The sequence below is a fragment of the Capnocytophaga genosp. AHN8471 genome, from assembly GCF_016806945.1.
GTDB classification, from domain to species: domain Bacteria; phylum Bacteroidota; class Bacteroidia; order Flavobacteriales; family Flavobacteriaceae; genus Capnocytophaga; species Capnocytophaga periodontitidis.
Window position 1 is genome coordinate 153,690 of the sequence record NZ_JAESPJ010000019.1, and the last position, 22,133, is coordinate 175,822.

A 22,133-nucleotide genomic window follows, 5' to 3' on the forward strand; every position below is an offset into this window, starting at 1 on the left:
ATAGTGATTGAGGGTGCAAAGGTATGAATAATTTGTCAATTAGCCAATTACAACCCTATAACAACACCTATATTGGGTATAAAACCAGTGCTAAAAATGCTTTTGTCTTTTTTATAAAGCACATTGTAGCTTGCGCCTATTTGCACATACACATTGCCTCCTAAGTTCTGCATATATCCTCCCCCGATATAAAGAGCGTCCTCTTCGGTATTATATTTCATATTTGTAGTTTTGTGTTTTTGAGAGATGAAATAATGCTGATAGCTAGTGCTTATATAGGCTACCCTTCCTATATAGTATGATAAAGCAGGACCTACTGACACTGAAAGGCTACGAAAATACTCACTGTGTTGTAGTGAACCATTTACAATAGCGGCTAATTCTAAATCGTCGGTGATTTTATACCCCACACGTGGTGATATATCTACCCCTAAGCCATAAGAATAGCTAAAGCCTATATTTCCTCCAAAAGTCCAAGGATTAGGGCGGCTGTTTTGATAAGCAGGATCTAAAATGTTTGGGCTTTGAGCCATTGCCAAAGTTGCTACTGAAAAAAGTACTAAAGTTAACAAAAAGTGTTTCATATAGATTATAATTAATTAAGTTTAGAAATTAGGAGAATTTCATCGATTTAGTAGGTGATATTTTGGTAATCACATAGGTAGGGATGAGCAACATTAGTAAGCACAACAACAAGACCCCTATGTTGAGCAATATTACCCATAAGGGAATGAAAGCAATAGGTACTTCGCTTACATAATAGGTTGCTGGGTCTAACTTGATAATACTGTAACGCTGCTGTAACCACAATAGTAAGAAACCTAAAATATTACCCCATAATAAACCTAAACCTATGATATAGGTAGCATTATATAAAAAAATCTTGCGAATACTGCGGTCAGAAGCTCCTAAACTTTTCAGAGTTCCTATCATTGGGGTTTTTTCTAAAATGAGCACGAGAATAGCTGTAATCATATTAAATCCACCTACAACTATCATTATCCCGATGATGAGGTAAATATTAAAATCGAACATACTGAGCCACTCAAAAATAAAAGGAAATCTTTGAATAATTGTTTGTGAATCGAGGAAAGTACCAATTTTGCCGTATACCTGTTTGCCTACTGCCTCAATACGATCAAAATCTTTGATAAAAAGTTCAAAATTGCCTATCTCATCAGCTTTCCATTTGTTGATTTTTTGAATATGACGAATATCAGTGAAGATATACGATGCGTCAAACTCTTGAAAACCACTGTTGTATAAACCTACAATTTTAAAATTGCGTTGGTTAGGAGCTTGAGCAGCTTCGTCTTTTAAGAAGATAGCTTGGCAGTGGTCGCCGAGTTTAAGATGCAGTTTGTTAGCTAAATAGGTGGACATCAGTATCTCATCGGTCAGTTCTTCACTTGATACATTAGGAGTGCGCCCTTCGGTAATAAAATCGCGAATAAGTGACCAATTGTAATCTTGCCCTACACCTTTAGCGAGAATGGATTCGTAAGTATTCTCGGTACGGATAATTCCGCCTTTGGTTGCTACTGCTTGAATATGAGTAACTTCGGGCACTGCCGAAAAATTAGGGTAAAAATCCTGTTGTATGCTAATAGGTTTGGTAGTAACTTGTGAAGCATTGCTGCCGTAATCGAAAATTTGTATGTGACCGTGGAAAACTACTAATTTTTCTCTAATCTTTTGTTGCAAACCAATACCCGTAGCAATAGCGATGAGCATCATCACCATTCCTACAGCAATAGCAGCTATTGCCATTTTGATAATTGGAGAAGAAATTGTACCTTTGTCCCCTTTTGAGAAAATAACTCTTTTTGCTATGAAATATTCAACATTCAAAACAATAATGCCTTTTAGAAGTGCCAAAATTACACTTTTTTTCTTATGTACGTTCATTTCGTGCAAAAATAATGGACAATCGCAAGACTACTCATCTGTGCAAAAAGCTGAAAAACAGACAAAAGAAGTAGTTGTAGGCGCAAACCGAATGTATCTTTATATTAAGGATTTGCGTGCAAAAAATATAGCTGTAGTCACTAACCAAACAGGAATTGTGAAGACTGAAAAAGGTAATTATGTACATTTAATAGATACCCTATTAAAGAAAAAAATAGACATCAGTAAGGTTTTTGCTCCCGAACACGGATTTAGAGGAGAAGCTGATGCGGGTGAAATGGTAAAAGATGGCAAAGATTCTAAAACGGGCTTACCTATCATTTCACTCTATGGTAAAAATAAAAAGCCTACCCCTGAACAACTGAAAGAGGTAGACCTCGTACTCTTCGATTTACAAGATGTTGGTGTGCGTTTCTATACTTATATTTCTACTTTACACTATGTAATGGAGGCTTGTGCCGAGCAGCATATTCCTATAATAGTGTTAGATCGCCCTAATCCTAATGCACATTATATTGATGGGCCAGTACTGAAACCACAATTTAAGAGTTTTATTGGGATGCACCCTGTGCCTGTGGTCTACGGAATGACTATTGGTGAATACGCCCAGATGATTAATGGTGAAAAGTGGTTGCACGAAGGTGTTACTGCTGATTTAAAGGTGATTCCGTTAGCGAACTATACTCACCAAACACCTTATAGCCTGCCTGTAAAACCATCGCCCAATCTGCCTAATGATATGTCGATAAACTTATACCCCAGTTTGTGTTTTTTTGAAGGAACTAATGTGAGTATGGGGCGTGGTACTTCTCAGCAGTTTCAAATTTATGGTTCACCTTATTTTGCGAAAAGTACATTTAGTTTTACACCCCACCCTAATGCAGGAGATAAAAATCCAAAGTTTAATGGGAAATTGTGTTATGGTGAAGATTTGAGCAAAACACCTCGCTTAAACCAACTCAATCTTTCTTGGCTTAAAAAAGCTTTTGAACAAAGTAAAGGGGTAAAAACGCCTTTCTTCACATCCTCTTTCAATAGAATAGCAGGTATCGATGCTCTAAAAAAACAAATTATAGAAGGTAAAACTGAATCTGAAATACGCCAAACCTGGCAAAAAGAGTTAGGAAAATTTAAAGAAGTGAGAAAAAAATATCTACTATATTAAAAAAAAACAAGATAGGGTTTAAGGTGATACTTGTTAATCCTTAAAACCTATCTTCTAATTAACTAATATATTCGTAAGTCTAAAAACGTACGCCTACACCCAGTTGAATTTGTTGGGTAGTGGCTTTCTCTTTAAGGGTATTGCTAATATCAGAAAAGCCCCATACATAACGACCGTAAGCAAAGAGCGGACCTAAATTTACTTCGGCACCAGCAACTAACGAGAAGTCGGTATCTTTGAAAAGTTTTTTACCATTTTCCCAAGTGCTATCATCTTTATTAGCAAGAAAACTAAATTGCGGACCTGCGTGCAATGAAATCAACCCACTAGGATTGTATTTAAAGAGTAAAGGTACGCCTACATAGTTCAAAGTCTTTTCTTTATCAAACTTTTCATCCCACACTGATTGATAACTATCACGGAACTTTGTGTTAGTTTGGCTAAATAGAATCTCGCCTTGTAGCCCCCATTTGTCATTGAAGTCATATTCTACAAAGCCGCCCAATTGGTATCCCAATTTGAAGCCTTTACTGTAGGCAACGCCATCCAATTTTCCTAAGTTAGCTCCTGCTTTAGCTCCTAAGTGAAACTCTTGAGCATAGGCAGTAGTGGTGAGTAGCATTATAGCAATAAAAGCTGTTAATTTAGTGATTGTTTTTTTCATACGCTTAATTATTGTTTAATGTTTCGTAGTGATTATCCCAAATAGCGTGCCAAAAAAATAAAATAGCAAATTAGCAAATTTGGAAATTAATAAATTATATACTACTTTTGTGGCTTGAAAATATTAAAGTTACCACACCAATGATTATACACCATTTAGGCGAAGAGCCCTCTGTATTAAACCGATTTATCGCCCAGTTGCGCGACGTAAATATCCAAAAAGACCGTATGCGTTTTCGTAAAAATTTAGAACGTATAGGCGAAGTATTGTGTTATGAAATGAGTAAATTTCTACACTACAGAACTGAGGTAATTACTACCCCATTAGGTGAAAAAAAAGTACAATTACCCAAAGATGAGATTGTAATTTGCTCTATTTTGCGTGCTGGTTTGGCATTGCATCAAGGCTTGATGAACTATTTTGACAATGCAGATAATGCTTTTATATCGGCTTATCGCAAACACACTTCCGAAACCGATTTTGATATAATGGTAGAATATCTTGCCTCTCCTTCTTTAGATGGTAAAATACTTTTCTTAGCCGACCCGATGCTGGCTACAGGTCGTTCGTTTGCCAATGTGTTCAACGCTTTGAAGCCTTTAGGAACTCCTAAAGAAATACACTTATTTGCTGTAATTGGGGCACAACAAGGGATAGAATATTTAGAAGATAAATTTCCTGAAACCACTCACTTGTGGATTGCTACTATCGACCCACTCCTCAACGATCACGGTTATATAGTGCCTGGCTTAGGTGATGCAGGCGATTTAGCTTTTGGTAATAAAATGGAGTAAGAGTATTGTAGCAGGCAGAGATAATAGTATCCATAGTACAGTTTCCTTTAGCCACCATAGTCGTATTTTTTCGATATACAATGCAAAAAGTATGGCTATGGGGGCAAAAATATAAATCACTTCTTTTGATAAAAATGCTACAAGCAAACCTACCCATAAAAATTGTACTACCACTATTGAGCTAATGCTGTGATAAGTACTTCTGAAATAATACACCACTATTGATACTAAAAATAACAATCCTAAACTCATTAAAGCAATTGTTGTGGCAATAGGGTAGGAGGGAAGTTGTAATAATCGCATTATATCGGTAGTTACTAAGTTGTAATAACTATCAAAAGAAAAAGGTATTTGTAATATTATAAGTATAGCTCCTCCTAATAAAGCAATTACTAAAAGAGCTAAGAGGGGGATAAACCAATAACGGCGCTTCTCAGCCCCATAGAACAATAGCGAAGTCCATACATTTAGTATGAATACCAATGCCCAAGGATGTAGCAAACTCGCACAGATAATGAGTAGGGAGGTATCCAATAACTTTTGAGGAATCCCCTCTCCAGTTTTTAAGGTAAGTACTCTCCACAGAGCTATGATGATCAGTAAGTTAGCTCCTACTAATTTTATATTGTCAAAAAGAGTAGGAAAGAGCACTATTAAAATACTGAAGAAGGCGATAGAATAACTGTTTTTAGTTTCGGTGAGTTCATTCCATCTATCTATTTGGTGTAGTAATATTAAGGAAAATAGAAGTAGTGTAAGGTTGATAGACAAAAATAAAAGATGTGCCCCAACCTCTAAAGGCTGTTGTAATATCTGAAATTGATATAGCCCATCGCCTATCAAAAGTGCTAATAGTACTATGATAAAGGTGATGGGCTTTGTATTTTCAAAGTATTTCGAGAGCATTTAGTTATTGCGGATTTTTAACGAATATTTACCAGAGGTTCCCGATACAGTAACATTGTAGTTGAGTAGAGGATAAGGTTTAGCAATATTTCCTAAAACAAAAGGATTACCTGTAGTTAGACTGTAAACTGTATGGCAACAAGAGCATCTTACATAAGTATAATCGTGGAGTTCATAATTAGCTTCTTCAGTAGGGGTTTTAACGCTGTATAACCTGCTGTAGCAGCCGTCTAAAGAGTGATTAGGACAAGCAGCTTCCCAAGCTAAATAACGTCCTTCACCATAACAAGTAACAAAAATGCCTCTGAGCCCTTGTTGAGAAATAAAAGCACTATTACCAATACTCTGGAGTCGATATCTTAGCATATCAAGTTCTGTAACATCAAGATTAATAGGCACCTCACCCAAGTAAGGATTGCGTGCACGTCGTTCTTTTTCACAACCCCACAATCCTATAAAAAGTATTATAATAATTATAAATTTTCTCATCATCTGTAACCTATTACTTAATTTATTTGTTATTTAAAACCTATATCCCACCCCTACAGAAAGTGTCCTATTTTTGAAATTGTAATCAGGACTGATACCTGTGCGAGTGAGACTAGTTTCGTCTGATTCAAAAATACTGGTGAGCCCTTGTACCCAGCGTGCTTCAAAAAACCACCCAGAGTCGGTCATATAACCAATGCCTACAGTCATTGCTCCATCGATAATGTCTAATGCATCGTCTTTTACACGTGTTACAGGGTCGGTACCTGCATCAAAGTAAAAGTTAGGTTTGTCGATACGATATTCTAACTGAGGTCCTATGTGCAAGTTGATACCTTTTCCTACATTGAAGCGCGCCATCACAGGTAAAGAGATATAATCTAAACTCAGTTTAGCTTTGCCATAAGTATTGGAGGTGATATTTGCTCCACGTCGGTTGTAAATACCTTCTACTTGTAGAGAGAACAAATTAGAGAGCGGGAACTCTAATGTAATTCCTGCAAAATAACCGTGATAAGGTTTAAAGCTAGCACTGTCACTTACATTGCCTTTTAGGGTAGCGTAGTTGTACCCAGCTTTGAGTCCTATATATTGGGCTTCTATACTATAAGAAGCTAATAAACATATTGATAATAATACTATTTTCTTCATTGTTATTATATTTTTTTAGTAGTTATAATCTTTACAGGACAAGCCTTTTGAGCTTTTTCACAATCTTCAAAAATGCTATCGTCATAACTTTTGAGTGTAAAAAAACCTTTTTTCTCGGTAGAGCGTAATAGTACACTTTTGCCGTCCTTTTTAGACATTTGGAACTGCTCTGGTGCCATCTCTACACAATAGTTACATCCTATGCACTTTTCGCGCTGTAGAGTCACAATCACCATAGCCTTATGCATTTTTTTTTGTATTTTCTTCTTCGTTAGGTTTTACTAAAATGGCATATATTTCAATAGCAAAGCCTAATAGCACCAAAGCAGGGGCTAAGTGAATGCGTCTGAAATTGAAAATCGACGTATCAAATACTGCGGGGTTGTCGCTTCCGCCACCGCTCATCAGTATAAAACCAATAGCGATTACCGCTAATCCTATTCCCATTATGAGATAGTTTTTCTTTCCGAATATAGAAGTTGAATGATGTTTCATATCTGTTGTTTATTTAATAGTAGAGATCGTTTGTGTTTAAGTTTAAGAATCGTTGTGTAGCGAAATAAGTGCTCAACCAACTGATGAGAATTCCCATAGCGAAAATTCCTATAAAAACGACACATAATATCGTTTTGTCTAATAATATAGAAAACTCAGGGTATGATTTTACAATTGCTAAGAGTGCCCCGTAGAATAGCAGTATAGCGAGAAAAGCGCTCAAAATACCCAAGCGTACATTAGTGCGGATAAACGGGCGACGTATAAAACTACGGGTGGCACCTACCAATTGCATTGTTTTGATAATAAAACGTTTAGAGTAGATAGATAGGCGAATAGAAGCATTGATGAGCAGTACCGATACAAAGGTGAAGAGTGCGCTAAATACTAAAGTAATAAGTCCTATTCTATTTACGTTCTCGTGAATGAGAGCGACGAGGGATTGATCGTATACTACTTCCGATACAAAAGAGTTTTGTTCTAATTCACGTTTTATTTCAGCCATTTTATCGGGTTCAGCATAATCGGCTTTTAAGCTCAAGTCGATAACATTTTGTAAGGGGTTTGTACCAATGAAGCTCACAAAATCTTCGCCTATGTCCTTGCTAAAGGTTTCAGCAGCTTCATCTTTGGAGATAAATCGCAATGATTTTACAAATGAAGCTACTGAGAGTGTTTTTTGTAATTGAGCGATATCGGCACTTTTAGCTTCGTCTTTAATGAGAATAGTAACAGTTACTTGTTCTTTGAAGTGATTGGCTAACTTTTTAGTACTGAACACTAAAAAACCAAAGAATCCCAATAGGAAGAGTACTAAGGTAATGCTCACTATTACCGAAAAATAGGAAGTGAGTAATCGTCGTTTGTTAAAAGAATCAATAGACCGAGCCATTTTTGTTTTTTCTATTTATAAACTAAAAATCAGGCAAAAGTATAATATTTTTTTGAAATAGCAAAAAAAAAACTAATTAGCTAGTTTTCTAATTTTTAAAATTTACTAATTATTTTGTATCTTTGCCTTAAATTTCTGCTCTATGAATCTAAAAAATATACTTATAATTGCTTTTTTAGGACTTTTTGCTTTACCTTCATTGGCTCAAACCCTTACTGTAACAGGGAGAGTAGTAGATGAAGAGCACATCCCTATGTTTGGAGCTTCGGTGTGGGTAAAAGGCACTAAACGTGGAGTTGTAGCCGATTTTGATGGGAATTTTAGTATAGAAGTGTCTGTAGGTGAAGTGTTAGAATTTTCTTTTTTAGGTTATGAAAAGATAGAACGCACTATCAAAGAAGATACTAAAAAAATTAATATTACTCTCGAAGAGGAAGAGACTGAAACGCTTTGTGATATTCCAGGGGCTCCACGATTGATGTTTCCAGCAGCACCTGGTGTTCGCGAATATTGGGAAAACTTGCCTTATCAAGGACAAAATATATATTCAAGAGATTATCGAGAGCTACCTACGGTTCAATTGACTGATATTTTGGAAGGACGCGCCTTGAGTTTCAACGCAAGTACAAATACAATCCGAGGTGGGAAGGTGCTTTATGTAGTTGATGGTATTCCTATAAGCCAAAATGCTGATGATATTGCGTATCTAACCCCACAAAATATACAACAAATAGAAGTGTTGCCTGGTGCCTCGGCAGCTACCTTGTACGGAGGTGAGGCATCTAATGGAGCTGTGGTAATTACTACTAAAATAAGAAAAAACTGGGAAGCAAAACGTAATTTTTCATCGGCTACGGGCGTTTATAGCAACGGAAAAACAATTGCACAAAATGCAATTAGTTTATATATGGGTAATAATGATGAGCATCAAACCTATCTATCAGCTACTTCCTTGCAATCAGGGCGAGAAAATCAATTTTCACCTTATGAACGCTATCAACTCTTTGCTCGCCATAATAGTTATATCGGTAGAACGGGGTTGAATTTAGATCTTTCAGGGGGGTATTCTCACCAAAATCAACAAACATTAGTAGCTCCTGAAAATTTCTATGCTTTTTCAGGAGCACTAACTTATAGAAATTGGAGTGATTTTAATGTAGGGACTCATTTTAGGTTAGACAATCGTTCTTTGCCTTCTGAAAAACTTTCTTATTATACCGATGTGTTGCTCAATTATCTATGCTATTTAGATTATGGTTTTTTACTCCATTCTCATTTAGGAACTTCTTATGAAAGAGATAAAACAGCTGTTTTTGGGCTTACTTCTTTAGAATATGATGAGAAAGCCTATCTGTATTTTTCGGCAAGGCGTGATTTTCCTACAGTAAGCTCAGCGAACGCCTTGTATTGGCGACCTACGATAGGAGCTTCAGTGTTACCACATCACATCTTTAAAAAATTACAAAAAAAGAGAAATAAAAAACTCACTAATAGTAAATTACGTGGGGCATATACTTGGGGAGAAGATTCTTCTTATGAAATAGGATTTGAAACTGAATGGTGGGGTAGTTTCTTTTGTGATGCTACCCTATATCGCACTTCATTAGAAGATACTTCCTTACTCAACAATCGCTTACAAACTGAAGGAGCAGAAATGAGAATAGGAGGGGTATACTACTACAAACAATATACTTGGCGCAACAAGTTCATCACTTCATTTAACGAAAAAGAAATAGGAACATCTTGGCGTTTGGGGTGGCAAACCTATATGAGTGATAATAATTGGCAACTTACAGCTCTGCTCACTTCCGACACTACACAATTACACTTACAAGAACTTTCGCTTAGTTACAATTTAAGAGGTTTGCTTGATGTTGCCTATTTTCTCAATGTGTCGCTCTACCATTCTGCTCCTCCTTCTACACCCAAAAACACAGGTTTGATGTTCAAAATTCATTTTTAAACGTTAAAAAAATATAAAAATTTTGTATTTTTAACTAAGAAGTATTATTTTTGCGGGGTATATTTATAAATATATCGCTATGAAACAGAAAATACAACTTCTTTTAACCTTGTTGCTCCTAACTTCAGGAGCCCTCCAAGCTCAAATGAAAACTATTACAGGGGAAGTTTTCGATGAGAACAATGAGCCTCTACCATCAGTTGAAGTAATTATTAAAAACACAAATTCATCAAAAAATCCTAAAAGTGTTTCTACAGATATTGATGGTAAATTTGAACTCAAAGCTAGAGTAGGTGATATACTTGAGTTTAGTTTTTTAGGCTATGAAACCCAAAGAAGAAAAGTAGAGGGTAAAAATAAAACTATCAATTTTAGGGTGGTTTTAAAAGAGGAAAAAATAGGCCTTTGTATCCTCCCTTTTATTACTATTCCTCCAAAAACTATGGCTTTGGGGATCCAAAAAGTCCCATATCGTTTAACCTATCTACAACAAGCTGTATCAAGCAAAGACCTCACTCAAGTCAAGCAAGCAAATTTTGTGAATAGCCTTGATGGCAGGGTTGCAGGCTTGCATATCCAGCGTAGTGCTACGGGTATAGGTGGGGCTACTAAAGCTACGATGCGCGGGGCTCGCTCGCTTTTTGGTGATAACAACGTGCTTTATGTGGTGGATGGAATGCCTATAGCTAACCAAGCTGAAAGAGGGCTTGGAGGCAGTGGCAGAGATACCAGCGAAGGTATATCCGACCTCAATCCTGAAGACATTGCAGAGGTCGTAGTACTACAAGGGGCACAAGCCACTGCCCTCTATGGAGCATCGGCTGCTAATGGGGTACTGCTCATTCGCACTAAGAAGGCTAATGACAATCAACTCAATATTAACTTGTCTTCCTCAGTAGAATTTGTAAATAAACTAACAAAACCTGAGTTCCAAGAAACTTATGGCAATGACTTAGGACAATACACTTCTCTCTCTACTCGCGCCTTACCTAAGGGTACTGATTTTAATATCAATGATTTTTATAGAACAGGTCACCTATACCAAAATTCACTAAATGTTTCAGGTGGATTTAATTTTGAAGGTGGCAATAATAAAACGTATGCTTCAGTAGCTTCTTTGCAATCAGGAGGGATAGTGCCTAATAGCGTATATAACCGTTACAACGCTTATTTGCAAAATAGCACTTCTCTGTTAAAAAATAAGTTGAATATAGATCTTTCAGGTAACTATATCCGTCAGTATGAGCGCAATCAGGTTGCTTCGGGCATCGCTTTCAACCCTATAGTAGGTTTATATCTATATCCAAGAGGTGAACAATTTGCTCAAGAGCGTTATTTTGAGCGTTATGATGCTGTAGCAGGTTATGATAAACAGTATTGGATAGCGGGGTCTGGAACTCCTGATACTCCTGCTAATTTAGGAGAAAATATCCAAAATCCTTATTGGATTGCCTATCGCAATTTGCGTCCTGCTACTAAAAATCGCTATATGTTTTCAGCTAAAGCGAACTACAAAATTATGGATAATCTAGAAGTGGCAGCTCGTTTTCGTATGGATAATACTTCTTCTACTATGGACGACAAGCGTTATGCTTCCACACTTCCTGCTTATGCGGCTGCTAACGGTTATTATGCTCATTGGAAAGAAACCTTTAAACAACAATATGCCGATGTTATCGTTCATTATAATAAAACGGTTTTAGGTTTGGATTTAGATGCTCACCTCGGAGCTTCTTATGAAGGCTATGACACTCAAGTAGATGGTTATAGAGGAAATCTGACAAATGTAAACAATTTCACTCAAAGCAATATTGCAGCTCCTACGGCGATTTTTCACCCGTTATGGGGAAAAAGAAGCAATACAGCTTTCTTTGCAATGGCTGAAATAGATTGGAAAAATAAATTATACCTCACTCTCTCAGGTCGCGCTGATAAACCATCCAATTTTCCTTACACAAGCGAAAGTACAGTCTTCAGTCCGTCAATAGGATTAGCAATACCCTTATATGTAAATATAAATAAAGATATATTGAAAGATGCCAAATTGCGCGGAGGTTACAGCCAAGTAGCCGCCCCTATGAGCTATGCGGGGTTAGGCGTTGCCGAAACTTCTCGCGCTTGGATAGGTGATTCGTATACTTTACCTAACTACCCTGCTGATTTACAATTAGAACGTACCACCTCTTACGAAGTAGGTTTAGATACCCGATGGTTTAACAATCTTTCATTGAATGCTACATTCTATCACACCCGTACTAACAATCAGTTAGTTCCCATTTTGTGGCAACAAGCGGGAGAGGTACAAAATCAAGGAGTAGAAGTAGCACTTGGATACACTTATAACAGAGCATTGAAAGGTGAAACTCAAATCATTGCTTCTACTAATAAAAATAAGATACTGAGCCTACCTCGTGAGATTACCAATGGTATGTACACCTTGCGTGAAGGAGGTGAAATAGGCGATATATACGATGCTAATGGCAATAAATTAGGCTCTACAAACCCTGATTGGCTCTTAGGCTGGAAAGGAAAATTGAGCTATAAGAATTTTGATTTAGATTTCTTGTTCAAAGCGCGTTTAGGTGGAATAGTTCTTTCAGAAACGGAACGTTATTTTGATCGTTATGGGGTTTCTAAAGCCTCTGCAGCTAATCGTGGTGCTAACTATGTTCTTTTTGTAGCTAATAGAACTGCTACCGATTATCAGTATTCGGCTACTAATATTCGCTTGCAAGAAGCTGCTCTTACCTATCATTTTAGAGAAGGTTTTATTGTGAAAGGGTTGAAAGATCTCAGTGTGTCGTTAGTAGGTAGCAACCTGCTAATGCTCTATAACAAAGCACCATTCGACCCCGAAATAGTGCCTTCAGTAGGTACTTATGGCAGCGGTTATGATAAATTTATGTTGCCTTCCGTAAGAAGTTACGGATTAAATGTAAAAATGCAATTCTAAAATTCTATAATGATGAAAAAAATATTTTTAATACTCAGCTTGCTCTCAATAGTAGCTTGTAAAGATGAAACTACCGAAAAAATTGCTCATCCTAATATTGACCAAAAGGTTTATTTTGTAGGCAATAAATCGCAAGAGGTATTTGTGCAAGAATACCAAGAAAACAACTTAGAAAACGTAAAAGCTCAACTCATCTATCCGGCTGAGAAAAACCTATTTGCAGATCTCCTTACAGGGGATGCGCAATATCTCGCTGATTATAATGAACGCTATGGCGTAAATTATAAATTGTTGCCTGCTGATAAATACAAAGTTGATGAAATTATTGTCTTTGGCAAAGGTGAAAGAGAAACTCCTATAAAAATTACTATAAAAAATCTCATTTTCGATGATGATGAAGTGTATGCTCTCCCATTGCAAATTGTGAATAGAAAAAGCATACAAGCAATTGATGGGCAAGAACATTTGCTGTTGGTGATTCGTCCTAACAGATATAGTAAAGTGTTAAAAATGGGCACAACTTCGGTAACTTCTACCGAAATTCTTTCTTCAAGTAATGTTTTTGAGCAGTGGAGTTTTGAAACTACAGTGTATGTGGAAAGTCTTACTGGTGAAGTACCTATCATAGGGCTCAATAAAAATACAGCAAAACCATTAGAAATAGTGTTTAAAAACGGACAATTACAAGTGCGACTCAATACCGTTACCGCTCTCGAAATTCCTACAACAGCTTTCGCTCCTCAAGTAAACAAATGGTATGCTCTATCGTTTACTTATGATGGCAACACTTTACGTGCTTTTGTAAATGGCAAAACTGTCGCTACCCAATTGTTACAAGGAGGAGCTGTACAACTTAGAAACCTCTATATAGCAGGTAGTAACCAGTGCTTGAGAGAGTTACGCTTTTGGCGAAGAGCTCTTACTCAACAAGAACTTAAAGCTAACCTATGGCATACTTTACCTACTAACAAAGATTTACAACTTTACTTGCCTCTCAACGGCAAAAAAATAGATTTTAATACCAAAGAGGTAACCGACGACGAAACAGGGCTCTGGGATTGGTCGTCTTATGGAATGCCTATAATCAGCCTGCCCTCAGGAGCTTCTTTTGATAGTGCTACTGGCAATGGTTATAGATTTCCACCAGAAAATTGACAATGAAACTGAAAGCTATATGTATCGATTCTTACTTTTGCTTTTTCTATTAGGAGCAACTTTACACGCCCAAGTGAAAAATATCACTGGGCGTGTGATAGATGCAAAAGAAAGAAATCCAATTTCTTTTGTTCCAATAGTTGTAAAAACTTCTCCACCTACAGAACCTCCACAAGTGGTGATGACAGATTTAGACGGTAAATTTCAGCTCCAAGCAAAAGAAGGTGATGTACTTGAAATTGCCTTTATGGGATATGAAAAACAATACAAAAAAATAGAAGGTAAAGCTAAGAAAAAACACTTTAAAATTGTTTTAGAAGAAAGTGTGGGAACAGTTTGTTATGGACCTATGAGCATACTTTTCTACACTTCACTCGAACGAAGGAAAGAGGAAGAAACGTTTACTTACCCGCAACAATCTATAGGAGAACAAGAACTTACTGAAGTAAAACAGATGAATTTTCTCAATAGTCTTGAAGGTAGGATTGCAGGGGTACAGCTACAACACGAAGCCTTAGAGATAAGAGGAGGTAACAAAGTGCGTTATATAGTAGATGGGGTACCTATAGACAATCCCTCTGATCTCAACCCTGAGGATATAAGGAGTCTTACTGTTTTGTCAGGTACTCAAGCTGCGGCTATTTATGGAGCATCAGCAGCTAATGGAGTAGTACTTATTCGCACTAAAAAATCTATAAGTAAGAAACTGAATGTCAATTTCTCTTCATCAGCCGAGTTGTTAAAACCACTTTCTTCAGAAGATATTTATAGAACGGGATATGTATACCAAAATGCAGTGAGTTTTTCAGGAGGACAAAACTTTAAGAAAGGAGCAAAAAATAGAATATATGCTTCTTTAGCTTCTTTAGAATCAACAAGTATTGTGCCTAACGACTCCTATAATCGCTATAATAGCTATTTACACAATGCAACTTCTTTGTTGAATGATAAATTGAACATAGATCTTTCAGCTAATTATATCCATCAGTATGAGCGCACTCCAAGCGGTTATCACAATCAATACACTGAAATGAAAGACCGCTATATGTTTTTAACTAAGGCAAATTATGTAGTAGGTAGAGGTTTATCCTTCACTGGGCATTTTCGTATGGATAACAATCTTATTACAGCACACTCCACTTATAAACAACAATACGCTGATATCATCTTTAGGTATAGTAAAAAACTCTCAACCAATTTTAACTTAGAGAGTCATTTAGGGGCTTTGTACGATGAGAGTAACACCCAAGCTGCTTTTGCAATTACCGAAGTAGATTGGCAATCTAAAGTGCTTCTTACTCTTTCAGGACGTACTGAAAAATATTTAAATCATATTTATGACAATAATAAACTCCTATTCACTCCCTCAGTAAGTATAGCAATGCTCTTACATCAATTTTTAGATATGAATGAAAGAACATTAGGTTATGCTAAATTGCGTGCTGGTTATACCCCAATAACAGACCCTTACGATTGGCAGTCAGAACGCTCTATGTGTTATGAGATAGGTTTAGATACTAAATGGTTGTTTGATTGTCTCTCTGCTGGGGTTACTTTTTATCGCAATCAAATCAATAAACAAGGTGTAGAACTTGTTTTAGGCTACATTAGCGAAAAACCCAATCCTTACCCTAAAACTCCAGGATTCTATTGGGAGACCCAACTTGTTGCAGCTACCTATCCTCATACACAATTAGGTTGGCGCGGAAAAATGAACTATAATGATTTTGATTTAAATTTCTTGTTTAAAGCCCGCTCAGGTAAGAAAGTGTGCTTGCAAGAAGCCGCCCTTACTTATCATTTTAAGGGAAAATTTGAGATGAAAGGCTTGAATTACCTTAGTATGTCGTTAATAGCTACTTATGATATTGATAACCCAAAATATACCTCACTACCACTTGTAAGAAGCTATGGTTTGAGCGTAAGAATGCAATTCTGAAAATTTGTTAATTTGCTAATTCAAATTTTACTCCTCTGAGTTCTTCAATCTGTTGTAACAAGTGATGAATGATTTCCAACCCTGCCATATTCACTTCAAGGTCGTAATGCCAATTTGTAAAGCGTTCAAAATCAGAAAGTTGGTCATAATGAAGGTAAGTAGTGTTGTTGATAACCTCCGTTTGTATGAGCCCGCTGGAGGCTAAATCGTCGAAAAAAGTGACTTCTATATTGTATAAACGAACGATGTCTTCTCTTGATATTCTCTCTTCCATAACTATGAATTTTTAAGTTGTTCAAATAATTCTTTTTGTTTCTCAGTGAGGTGCTTAGGCAACTGCACTTGGTAAGTAACAAAGAGGTCGCCAAAGCTGTCTTTTTGTTTATATACGGGGAATCCTTTACCTTTAAGTCGCACCGTAGTACCGTTTTGGGTTTCAGGGGCTACTTTCATTTTTACCTTGCCACTTAAAGTATCTATTTGCACCTCTCCGCCTAACATAGCAGTGTAGAGGTCAATATTTACGGTTGTTTTCAGGTCGTTACCATTGCGTTCAAATTGAGCGTCGGGTTCTATGTGGAAAGTAATGTACAAATCGCCATTAGGACCTCCGTTATAGCCCTCTTGTCCGTGACCTTTGAGTTTGATTTGTAAACCTTCATATACTCCTGCTGGCACAGTAATACGTATGTTTTTGCCATTTACTGTAAAGGTGCGTTGCTGAGTGGTAGCCACTTCGCGCAAAGGGAGGGACATATCGGCATAGAGGTCTTGCCCCTTGAATTTACCTGAAGCGCTACTATAACCTCTGCCAAAGCCACCCGCACGTCCGCCAAACATATCTTTAAAGAAATCGGAATAATCTTCATTAGAGTAATTGCCTCCGCTAAAGCCCTCAAAACCTTCAAAACCTCCGAACCCGCCAAAGCCTCCACCGCGAGCGCGTTGCTGTTGTTGAGCTTTTTCGTACTCCTCGCCATATTGCCAATGTTCTCCGTACTTGTCGTATTTAGCACGGTTTTCAGGATTACTGAGCACCTCATTAGCCTCGTTAATTTCTTTGAATTTTTGCTCTGCCGTCTTGTCGTTAGGGTTCATATCAGGGTGATATTTGCGCGCTAATTTGCGGTAAGCTTTCTTTATTTCTTCTTGAGTAGCAGTTTTTTCTACTCCTAATGTTTTATAGTAATCAATCATATTTACTAAAATTAATGTACGCAAAAGTAATACTTTTTTTTCAATAGTGATACATAGTTCACAATTATTTTGTAATTTTGCCCCCTGAAAGAAAACTAAGTACCATTTTGTGAACACATCATATTTTAAACAATCGTTTTTTATTGTTTTGCTGGCTACGCTCATCTTTATAGGCTTTAAGGAGTTTTTGCCAGCACGCATATTTCCTGAAGTCAAAGCAATGGATAATGTAGTGGTAGATAGCTTAATGTTAGAAGCTATATCGGGTAAGGAAATCGATAAAGTGCTCAGTCAGGCAAACGATTCAATGGCTACTGCTAAGAGATTGAAAAAATCCGATGAGTATCTCTTTGCTTTTTTTAAAAAATTATACGAACTCGAAACTACTAAAAAGGGAAAGATAAGAATAGGCTACTACGGCGATTCAATGACCGATGGTGACTTAATCGTACAGGATTTAAGAGCCCTCTTTCAAGATGCTTTTGGCGGACAAGGAATTGGATTTTTGCCCATCGCTTCCGAGTCGGCTAAATCTCGCGGAAGTGTATGGCATTCTTATTCTAATACTTGGAAAACACAGTCGTATGTGAATGTAAAACGCCCCAAACGTCCTTTTGGAGTATGCGGACAAGTGTTTTTTACTCAAGGCAATGGCACTTGGGTGCAGTATAAATCATCTAATCAAAAACATATCAGTCAACTATATGCCCCTGTACTCTATTATGGTTCATCGGGCAACAAGGAAGCTAAAGTTGAAATTACCTATAATGATACTGTGAAGGTGGTAAAATCGCTAACTACCGATAAACTACTGAATGCCCTACCTCTCACTGAAGGTCATAACACCAAAGCAGTACGCATTACTTTTTACAAATCAGATAGTATTCCTATTTATGGAGTAAGCTCAGGAGAACGACAAGGAGTGTATGTTGATAACTTTTCAAGTCGTGGTAATTCAGGTTTACCTATTTCCCTTTTCAATGTAGATTTGATGAACCGATTTGATGACGCACTTGGTGGATATGACCTCATCGTGTTGCACTTTGGTGCTAATGTGCTCAACTATGGAACTTTAGATTATTCGTGGTACGAAAGGGGAATGACCAAAGTAGTAAATCAAATACGCGCTTGTTTTCCTAATACCTCTATTCTTATCATCTCAACCGCTGATAAATCAACTAAGGTGAATATGGAAATGCAAACTGATAAAGCGGTAGTACCTTTGGCAAATGCGCAACACAAATACGCGCGTAATACTCATTCTGGTTTTATCAATTTATACGAATTGATGGGAGGAAAAGGTTCTATGAAACAATGGGTAGAAGCCAATCCTTCACTTGCAAGCAAGGATTATACTCACTTCAATGCAAGAGGAGCTAAAAAGGTTGCTCATTTGTTGTATAATAAATTGATGGAGGAATATGAACATTACAAAGACCCACATAACAGTCAGAAAGCCGATGTTTTTGGTGAAAAAATAAAAGAAATACAAGAAGTGCGACCAACCACAACAACCACTGCTACTGGCATCACTGCGACAGCTACACGTACTGTACAGCCCGCGGCACCAGCACGACAACAACCAGCACGACAACAACCAGCACGACAACAACCAGCACATCCTGTACAACAAGCACCAGCAGCACAACATAAAGATTCAGTAAAACCTAAAAGCTCCGATTTGTACGAGCTGTAATACTAAAAAAACACTAATAACACACTAAAAAGACACAATTATAATGAAAAAGAAACAATTGGTAAAGAAAATCATAATGGGGAGCTGTATGCTATTGGGAGTAACACTCTATTTAAGAGCTAACTATACCTCAGCAGAAAATGTTTTCCCCCCTTTGGCTGCTAAAGATACTCTCTCAGTTTATGCCAAAAACAACGCTCCGAAAGAGTACAACAATATGTACAACACTTCGGTGCTAACTCCTTTTTTTGAAAAATTGGCTACTTTAGAAAAATCTAAAAACCGCAAACTGAATATCGTCCACATAGGTGACTCACACATCCAAGCCGATGTGATGCCCAATGTGATGAGACAGCGTTTGCAAGAAAGTTTTGGCAATGCAGGATTAGGCTTGGTCTTTCCATACTCTCTTATTCGTACTAACGGTGGGCACAATGTGAGTTTTACTTCTAATATCTCTTGGGAAGCTCAGAAAAATACATCTTCACCATTGGCAGGAATCACAGGCTATGCCCTTTCTACCGATAAGAAAAATTTTGTGATAGAACTAAACCTAAAAAATAAAGATTACGCTTTTAATACCCTTAAAATTATCACCCCTAAAAACCAACGTCAGTTTGAGTTGGCAACCAATGTAGGCAAGGTAACCGCTCCTTTAAAGCCTTCAGTTCCTAAAATGATTTCACATAAGGTAACTCAAGGCGAAACCCTCTATGGCATTGCTAAACAATACCACACTACGGTAGCTCTATTGCAGAAAAACAATCATTTGAAAGGGAGTAATATCCGTATAGGACAGGTGTTACACATCGCTTCTGCTAAAGGAATTGCAGGTACTGTACCTGCTCCCGCCCCTGCAACTAAAGTGGATATGAGCAATGCAACTATCCTCAAGGCCAATTCGCTTTACAACTACTATGCTTACGACAATCTGAATGTTTCTGATAAAATATACTTAACCCCTAATACCGAAAGCAGTTCGTTTACGCTTAATGGCATAGTACTCGAAAATGACCAAAAAGGGATTATTTATCATACAATAGGCGTAAATGGAGCCCATTTTTCCGATTACAACAAATCCGATTTGTTCTTTGAACAGATAAGTGCTCTCGAACCCGATTTGATAGTGATTTCCTTAGGTACTAATGAAGCTTATGGTAGGCTTGCCCCCGAAAGATACGATGCCGAGGTGATGAAATTTATTAATACTATACGCACTCAGTACGGCAACTGCCCTATCATACTCACAACTCCTCCTCCTTTTTTGTATAGAAGAAAAAGTACCACCTCATTGTGCGTAGAATACGCCGATACACTGATAGACAACGCTGTAAAGGATAATTATAGCGTGTTCGACCTTTATCGTGCCTTAGGTGGTAATGAAGCAATGAGTAGATTTATACAACAAAAACTTATCGCCGGTGATCGCGTACATTATACCAGAGATGGTTACTTAGAACAAGGTGAGCTTTTCTTCGATGCTTTTATGAGTAATTACTTAAACTACAAAAAACAATCCAAACACTCTTTAAAACCCATTTTAAATTGAATACAGCAGCATTAGCCCAGTGGTTTACCGATAATTTTAGCTTCACAACTGAACAAGTAAAACAATGGTTTACCTATAACCCCAATCACCCTCTACTATTTAATAGCAGTCTGTTTTTGGGGCTATTTTTGGTGTTTTATTTAGTGTATATCATCACTAAAAAACACGTCCATTTCCGTACGGTATATGTTACCTTATTTTCACTGTTTTTTTATTACAAAGCAGGTGGTAATTACTTTGTACTACTAATACTCTCTTCGGTATTAGACTATTTTTTTGCTGGACAGATTTACAAAGCCCAAAAACCTGCTGCTCGAAAATTCTTCTTGGCAGTGAGTATGATAACCAATTTGGGGATATTGTTCTATTTTAAATATACGAACTTCCTTATCGATAGTTTTAACGCTATTTTCCAAAGCAATTTTGCGTTGATGGATATCATATTGCCAGTGGGTATCTCATTCTATACTTTCCAGACGATGAGTTACACAATTGATGTATATCGCCGTGAGATAGAACCTGCTAAGAGCTTTTTAGACTTTGCTTTCTTCGTGTGTTTCTTCCCTCAGTTGGTAGCAGGGCCTATTGTAAGAGCAAAAGATTTTATTCCACAAATATACAAAAAGCTCACTCTCACTAAAGAAGAAACCTCATTAGCTCTTTTTCTTATCATAGGAGGATTGCTCAAAAAAGCTGTGATTTCCGATTATATTTCACTAAACTTTGTAGATAGGGTATTCGAGGCTCCCAATAGTTATACTCCTTTTGAAAACTTAATGGCAGTCTACGGCTATTCATTGCAAATTTATTGTGATTTTTCAGGTTATTCGGATATGGCAATAGGCTTAGCCCTACTGATGGGCTTTACGTTGCCTATAAACTTCCGTACGCCTTATCAATCTAAAAATATTACCGAATTTTGGCGACGTTGGCATATCTCACTTTCAACGTGGTTAAAAGACTATTTGTATTTCTCGGTAGGAGGAAACAGACGAGGTACTTTCTGGGGTTACTTTTTCCCTACTTTATTTTTTGGGGCTACACTATTTTGGGCAGTAAAAATGTACGATACCACTCCTATACCGCTTTACATTGTAGCAGGGGCGATAATAGTATTTGTATTAGCTATAGTAGTAGCCAAAGATAGAAAAAAATCAGTACGTAGCCATTTCAACCAAATGACAACAATGCTCTTAGGAGGATTATGGCACGGGGCTAATTTGCGTTTTATCATTTGGGGAGCTCTTCACGGACTTGCCTTGGCTGTGCATAAAACTTTTATGGACTTTTTCCCTGCTAAAAAAGAAGATGAGAAGAAAGGTTTCTTCAGTAGCACTGCCAATGTAATATTTGTGATAATTACCTTTCACTTTGTGGCTTTCTGTTGGATATTTTTCAGAGCAAAAGACTTTGATATTGCCCTTACAGTGATGAATAATATTGCCGAACTACAATTCGATTGGCACAAATGGCAAACTATTATTGAGGGTTATAGAAATGTATTCTTACTAATGGCAATAGGCTTTGTATGGCATTTCTTCCCTCAAAATATGAACGATCAACTGAAGAACTTCTTTGGTAGTATGCCTATACTTTTCAAAGCAGTGATAGTAGCACTCACTTTCTGGGTAGTATATGCTACTGCCTCCAGTGGGGCACAACCTTTTATATACTTCCAGTTTTAAGGGTGAAAAATAAAAAAAGAGCCTGTCCGAAA

General features: G+C 37.2%; 20 protein-coding genes. 9 read left to right on the forward strand and 11 right to left on the reverse strand.

The genetic code is table 11. The features are described 5' to 3' along the window. Positions 1-47 precede the first annotated feature (47 nt). Entirely contained in the window at positions 48-584 is a 537-nt protein-coding gene (locus tag JMN12_RS08905) for a hypothetical protein (RefSeq protein WP_009414005.1), read from the reverse strand. A gap of 28 nt (positions 585-612) precedes the next feature. Continuing rightward, the gene (locus JMN12_RS08910; protein ID WP_203138698.1) at positions 613-1,770 is read right to left on the reverse strand and encodes an ABC transporter permease; all 1,158 of its coding nucleotides are present in this window, start codon (positions 1,768-1,770) and stop codon (positions 613-615) included. On the opposite strand from JMN12_RS08910, the gene JMN12_RS08915 reads away from it, so the two are divergent. After that, positions 1,727-3,073: an exo-beta-N-acetylmuramidase NamZ domain-containing protein gene (locus tag JMN12_RS08915; protein ID WP_238423859.1), complete on the forward strand. Its 1,347-nt coding sequence runs from the start codon at positions 1,727-1,729 to the stop codon at positions 3,071-3,073. The two genes, JMN12_RS08910 and JMN12_RS08915, sit on opposite strands and share 44 nt — an antisense overlap. Positions 3,074-3,152: 79 nt before the next feature. Here JMN12_RS08915 and JMN12_RS08920 read toward each other — a convergent pair whose 3' ends face one another. After that, positions 3,153-3,737 carry a porin family protein gene (locus JMN12_RS08920; protein WP_088594532.1) on the reverse strand — a complete coding sequence of 195 codons (585 nt, stop codon included), beginning with the start codon at positions 3,735-3,737 and terminating at the stop codon, positions 3,153-3,155. Between the two features lie 140 nt (positions 3,738-3,877). Here JMN12_RS08920 and upp point away from each other — a divergent pair, with 140 nt between their 5' ends. Next, the gene (upp, locus tag JMN12_RS08925) at positions 3,878-4,531 is read left to right on the forward strand and encodes a uracil phosphoribosyltransferase (protein WP_203138699.1); all 654 of its coding nucleotides are present in this window, start codon (positions 3,878-3,880) and stop codon (positions 4,529-4,531) included. On the opposite strand, the gene JMN12_RS08930 is transcribed toward upp, so the two are convergent. The 6 genes from JMN12_RS08930 to JMN12_RS08955 are packed head-to-tail and all read right to left on the reverse strand — an operon-like array spanning position 4,505 to position 7,964. Then, positions 4,505-5,437 carry a hypothetical protein gene (locus JMN12_RS08930; RefSeq protein ID WP_088594530.1) on the reverse strand — a complete coding sequence of 311 codons (933 nt, stop codon included), beginning with the start codon at positions 5,435-5,437 and terminating at the stop codon, positions 4,505-4,507. The two genes, upp and JMN12_RS08930, sit on opposite strands and share 27 nt — an antisense overlap. Next, the gene (locus JMN12_RS08935) at positions 5,438-5,926 is read right to left on the reverse strand and encodes a hypothetical protein (RefSeq protein WP_225883633.1); all 489 of its coding nucleotides are present in this window, start codon (positions 5,924-5,926) and stop codon (positions 5,438-5,440) included. Positions 5,927-5,959: 33 nt separating this feature from the next. Further along, positions 5,960-6,577, reverse strand: a complete 618-nt coding sequence (locus tag JMN12_RS08940) for a porin family protein (RefSeq protein WP_009414014.1) — start codon at positions 6,575-6,577, stop codon at positions 5,960-5,962. 5 nt (positions 6,578-6,582) lie between these two features. After that, positions 6,583-6,813: a ferredoxin gene (locus tag JMN12_RS08945; RefSeq protein WP_002680813.1), complete on the reverse strand. Its 231-nt coding sequence runs from the start codon at positions 6,811-6,813 to the stop codon at positions 6,583-6,585. 4 nt (positions 6,814-6,817) lie between these two features. After that, positions 6,818-7,072, reverse strand: coding sequence for a DUF3098 domain-containing protein (locus JMN12_RS08950; RefSeq protein WP_009414016.1), 255 nt, complete (start codon positions 7,070-7,072; stop codon positions 6,818-6,820). A gap of 13 nt (positions 7,073-7,085) precedes the next feature. Next, entirely contained in the window at positions 7,086-7,964 is an 879-nt protein-coding gene (locus JMN12_RS08955) for a cell division protein FtsX (protein ID WP_088594529.1), read from the reverse strand. A 142-nt stretch (positions 7,965-8,106) separates the two neighbouring features. Between JMN12_RS08955 and JMN12_RS08960 the strand changes: the two genes are divergently transcribed. The 4 genes from JMN12_RS08960 to JMN12_RS08975 all read left to right on the forward strand — a co-directional run bounded on the left by JMN12_RS08960 (position 8,107) and on the right by JMN12_RS08975 (position 15,974). After that, complete coding sequence (locus JMN12_RS08960) at positions 8,107-9,927, forward strand: carboxypeptidase-like regulatory domain-containing protein (RefSeq protein WP_203138701.1); 1,821 nt, start codon at positions 8,107-8,109, stop codon at positions 9,925-9,927. 79 nt (positions 9,928-10,006) lie between these two features. After that, positions 10,007-12,880, forward strand: a complete 2,874-nt coding sequence (locus JMN12_RS08965; RefSeq protein ID WP_203138708.1) for a SusC/RagA family TonB-linked outer membrane protein — start codon at positions 10,007-10,009, stop codon at positions 12,878-12,880. Between the two features lie 12 nt (positions 12,881-12,892). After that, a complete protein-coding gene (locus JMN12_RS08970; RefSeq protein WP_203138709.1) occupies positions 12,893-14,035 on the forward strand; it encodes a DUF1735 and LamG domain-containing protein in 1,143 nt (380 codons plus the stop codon). Further along, a complete protein-coding gene (locus tag JMN12_RS08975; protein WP_238423860.1) occupies positions 14,007-15,974 on the forward strand; it encodes a carboxypeptidase-like regulatory domain-containing protein in 1,968 nt (655 codons plus the stop codon). Before JMN12_RS08970 ends, JMN12_RS08975 begins: the two co-directional genes overlap by 29 nt. A gap of 7 nt (positions 15,975-15,981) precedes the next feature. On the opposite strand, the gene JMN12_RS08980 is transcribed toward JMN12_RS08975, so the two are convergent. Together JMN12_RS08980 and JMN12_RS08985 are read right to left on the reverse strand one after the other, a co-directional pair. Next, positions 15,982-16,248: a chaperone modulator CbpM gene (locus JMN12_RS08980; protein WP_009414023.1), complete on the reverse strand. Its 267-nt coding sequence runs from the start codon at positions 16,246-16,248 to the stop codon at positions 15,982-15,984. A gap of 2 nt (positions 16,249-16,250) precedes the next feature. Next, positions 16,251-17,171 (reverse strand): DnaJ C-terminal domain-containing protein, encoded by a 921-nt coding sequence (locus JMN12_RS08985; RefSeq protein ID WP_088595317.1) that lies wholly within the window; start codon positions 17,169-17,171, stop codon positions 16,251-16,253. A gap of 109 nt (positions 17,172-17,280) precedes the next feature. On the opposite strand from JMN12_RS08985, the gene JMN12_RS08990 reads away from it, so the two are divergent. Genes JMN12_RS08990 through JMN12_RS09000 form a run of 3 tightly spaced genes read left to right on the forward strand, consistent with a single transcriptional unit; the run spans position 17,281 to position 22,101 of the window. After that, positions 17,281-18,867, forward strand: coding sequence for a GDSL-type esterase/lipase family protein (locus JMN12_RS08990; protein ID WP_203138710.1), 1,587 nt, complete (start codon positions 17,281-17,283; stop codon positions 18,865-18,867). A gap of 43 nt (positions 18,868-18,910) precedes the next feature. Further along, positions 18,911-20,416: a LysM peptidoglycan-binding domain-containing protein gene (locus JMN12_RS08995; protein WP_009414026.1), complete on the forward strand. Its 1,506-nt coding sequence runs from the start codon at positions 18,911-18,913 to the stop codon at positions 20,414-20,416. Next, positions 20,413-22,101 (forward strand): MBOAT family O-acyltransferase, encoded by a 1,689-nt coding sequence (locus JMN12_RS09000; protein WP_203081284.1) that lies wholly within the window; start codon positions 20,413-20,415, stop codon positions 22,099-22,101. The genes JMN12_RS08995 and JMN12_RS09000 overlap by 4 nt, the downstream gene beginning before the upstream one ends. Positions 22,102-22,133 lie beyond the last annotated feature (32 nt).

What these genes read in the sequence shown, in the direction of transcription:
- JMN12_RS08920 (WP_088594532.1), bottom strand. Translation starts at nt 3,737, where the DNA reads ATGAAAAAAACAATCACTAAATTAACAGCTTTTATTGCTATAATGCTA.
- JMN12_RS08995 (WP_009414026.1), top strand. Translation starts at nt 18,911, where the DNA reads ATGAAAAAGAAACAATTGGTAAAGAAAATCATAATGGGGAGCTGTATG.
- JMN12_RS08955 (WP_088594529.1), bottom strand. Translation starts at nt 7,964, where the DNA reads ATGGCTCGGTCTATTGATTCTTTTAACAAACGACGATTACTCACTTCC.
- JMN12_RS08965 (WP_203138708.1), top strand. Translation starts at nt 10,007, where the DNA reads ATGAAACAGAAAATACAACTTCTTTTAACCTTGTTGCTCCTAACTTCA.
- JMN12_RS08960 (WP_203138701.1), top strand. Translation starts at nt 8,107, where the DNA reads ATGAATCTAAAAAATATACTTATAATTGCTTTTTTAGGACTTTTTGCT.
- JMN12_RS08950 (WP_009414016.1), bottom strand. Translation starts at nt 7,072, where the DNA reads ATGAAACATCATTCAACTTCTATATTCGGAAAGAAAAACTATCTCATA.
- JMN12_RS08945 (WP_002680813.1), bottom strand. Translation starts at nt 6,813, where the DNA reads ATGGTGATTGTGACTCTACAGCGCGAAAAGTGCATAGGATGTAACTAT.
- JMN12_RS08980 (WP_009414023.1), bottom strand. Translation starts at nt 16,248, where the DNA reads ATGGAAGAGAGAATATCAAGAGAAGACATCGTTCGTTTATACAATATA.
- JMN12_RS08970 (WP_203138709.1), top strand. Translation starts at nt 12,893, where the DNA reads ATGAAAAAAATATTTTTAATACTCAGCTTGCTCTCAATAGTAGCTTGT.
- JMN12_RS08985 (WP_088595317.1), bottom strand. Translation starts at nt 17,171, where the DNA reads ATGATTGATTACTATAAAACATTAGGAGTAGAAAAAACTGCTACTCAA.
- JMN12_RS08975 (WP_238423860.1), top strand. Translation starts at nt 14,007, where the DNA reads ATGGTTATAGATTTCCACCAGAAAATTGACAATGAAACTGAAAGCTAT.
- upp (WP_203138699.1), top strand. Translation starts at nt 3,878, where the DNA reads ATGATTATACACCATTTAGGCGAAGAGCCCTCTGTATTAAACCGATTT.
- JMN12_RS08940 (WP_009414014.1), bottom strand. Translation starts at nt 6,577, where the DNA reads ATGAAGAAAATAGTATTATTATCAATATGTTTATTAGCTTCTTATAGT.
- JMN12_RS08930 (WP_088594530.1), bottom strand. Translation starts at nt 5,437, where the DNA reads ATGCTCTCGAAATACTTTGAAAATACAAAGCCCATCACCTTTATCATA.
- JMN12_RS08910 (WP_203138698.1), bottom strand. Translation starts at nt 1,770, where the DNA reads ATGGCAATAGCTGCTATTGCTGTAGGAATGGTGATGATGCTCATCGCT.
- JMN12_RS08915 (WP_238423859.1), top strand. Translation starts at nt 1,727, where the DNA reads ATGAGCATCATCACCATTCCTACAGCAATAGCAGCTATTGCCATTTTG.
- JMN12_RS08905 (WP_009414005.1), bottom strand. Translation starts at nt 584, where the DNA reads ATGAAACACTTTTTGTTAACTTTAGTACTTTTTTCAGTAGCAACTTTG.
- JMN12_RS08935 (WP_225883633.1), bottom strand. Translation starts at nt 5,926, where the DNA reads ATGAGAAAATTTATAATTATTATAATACTTTTTATAGGATTGTGGGGT.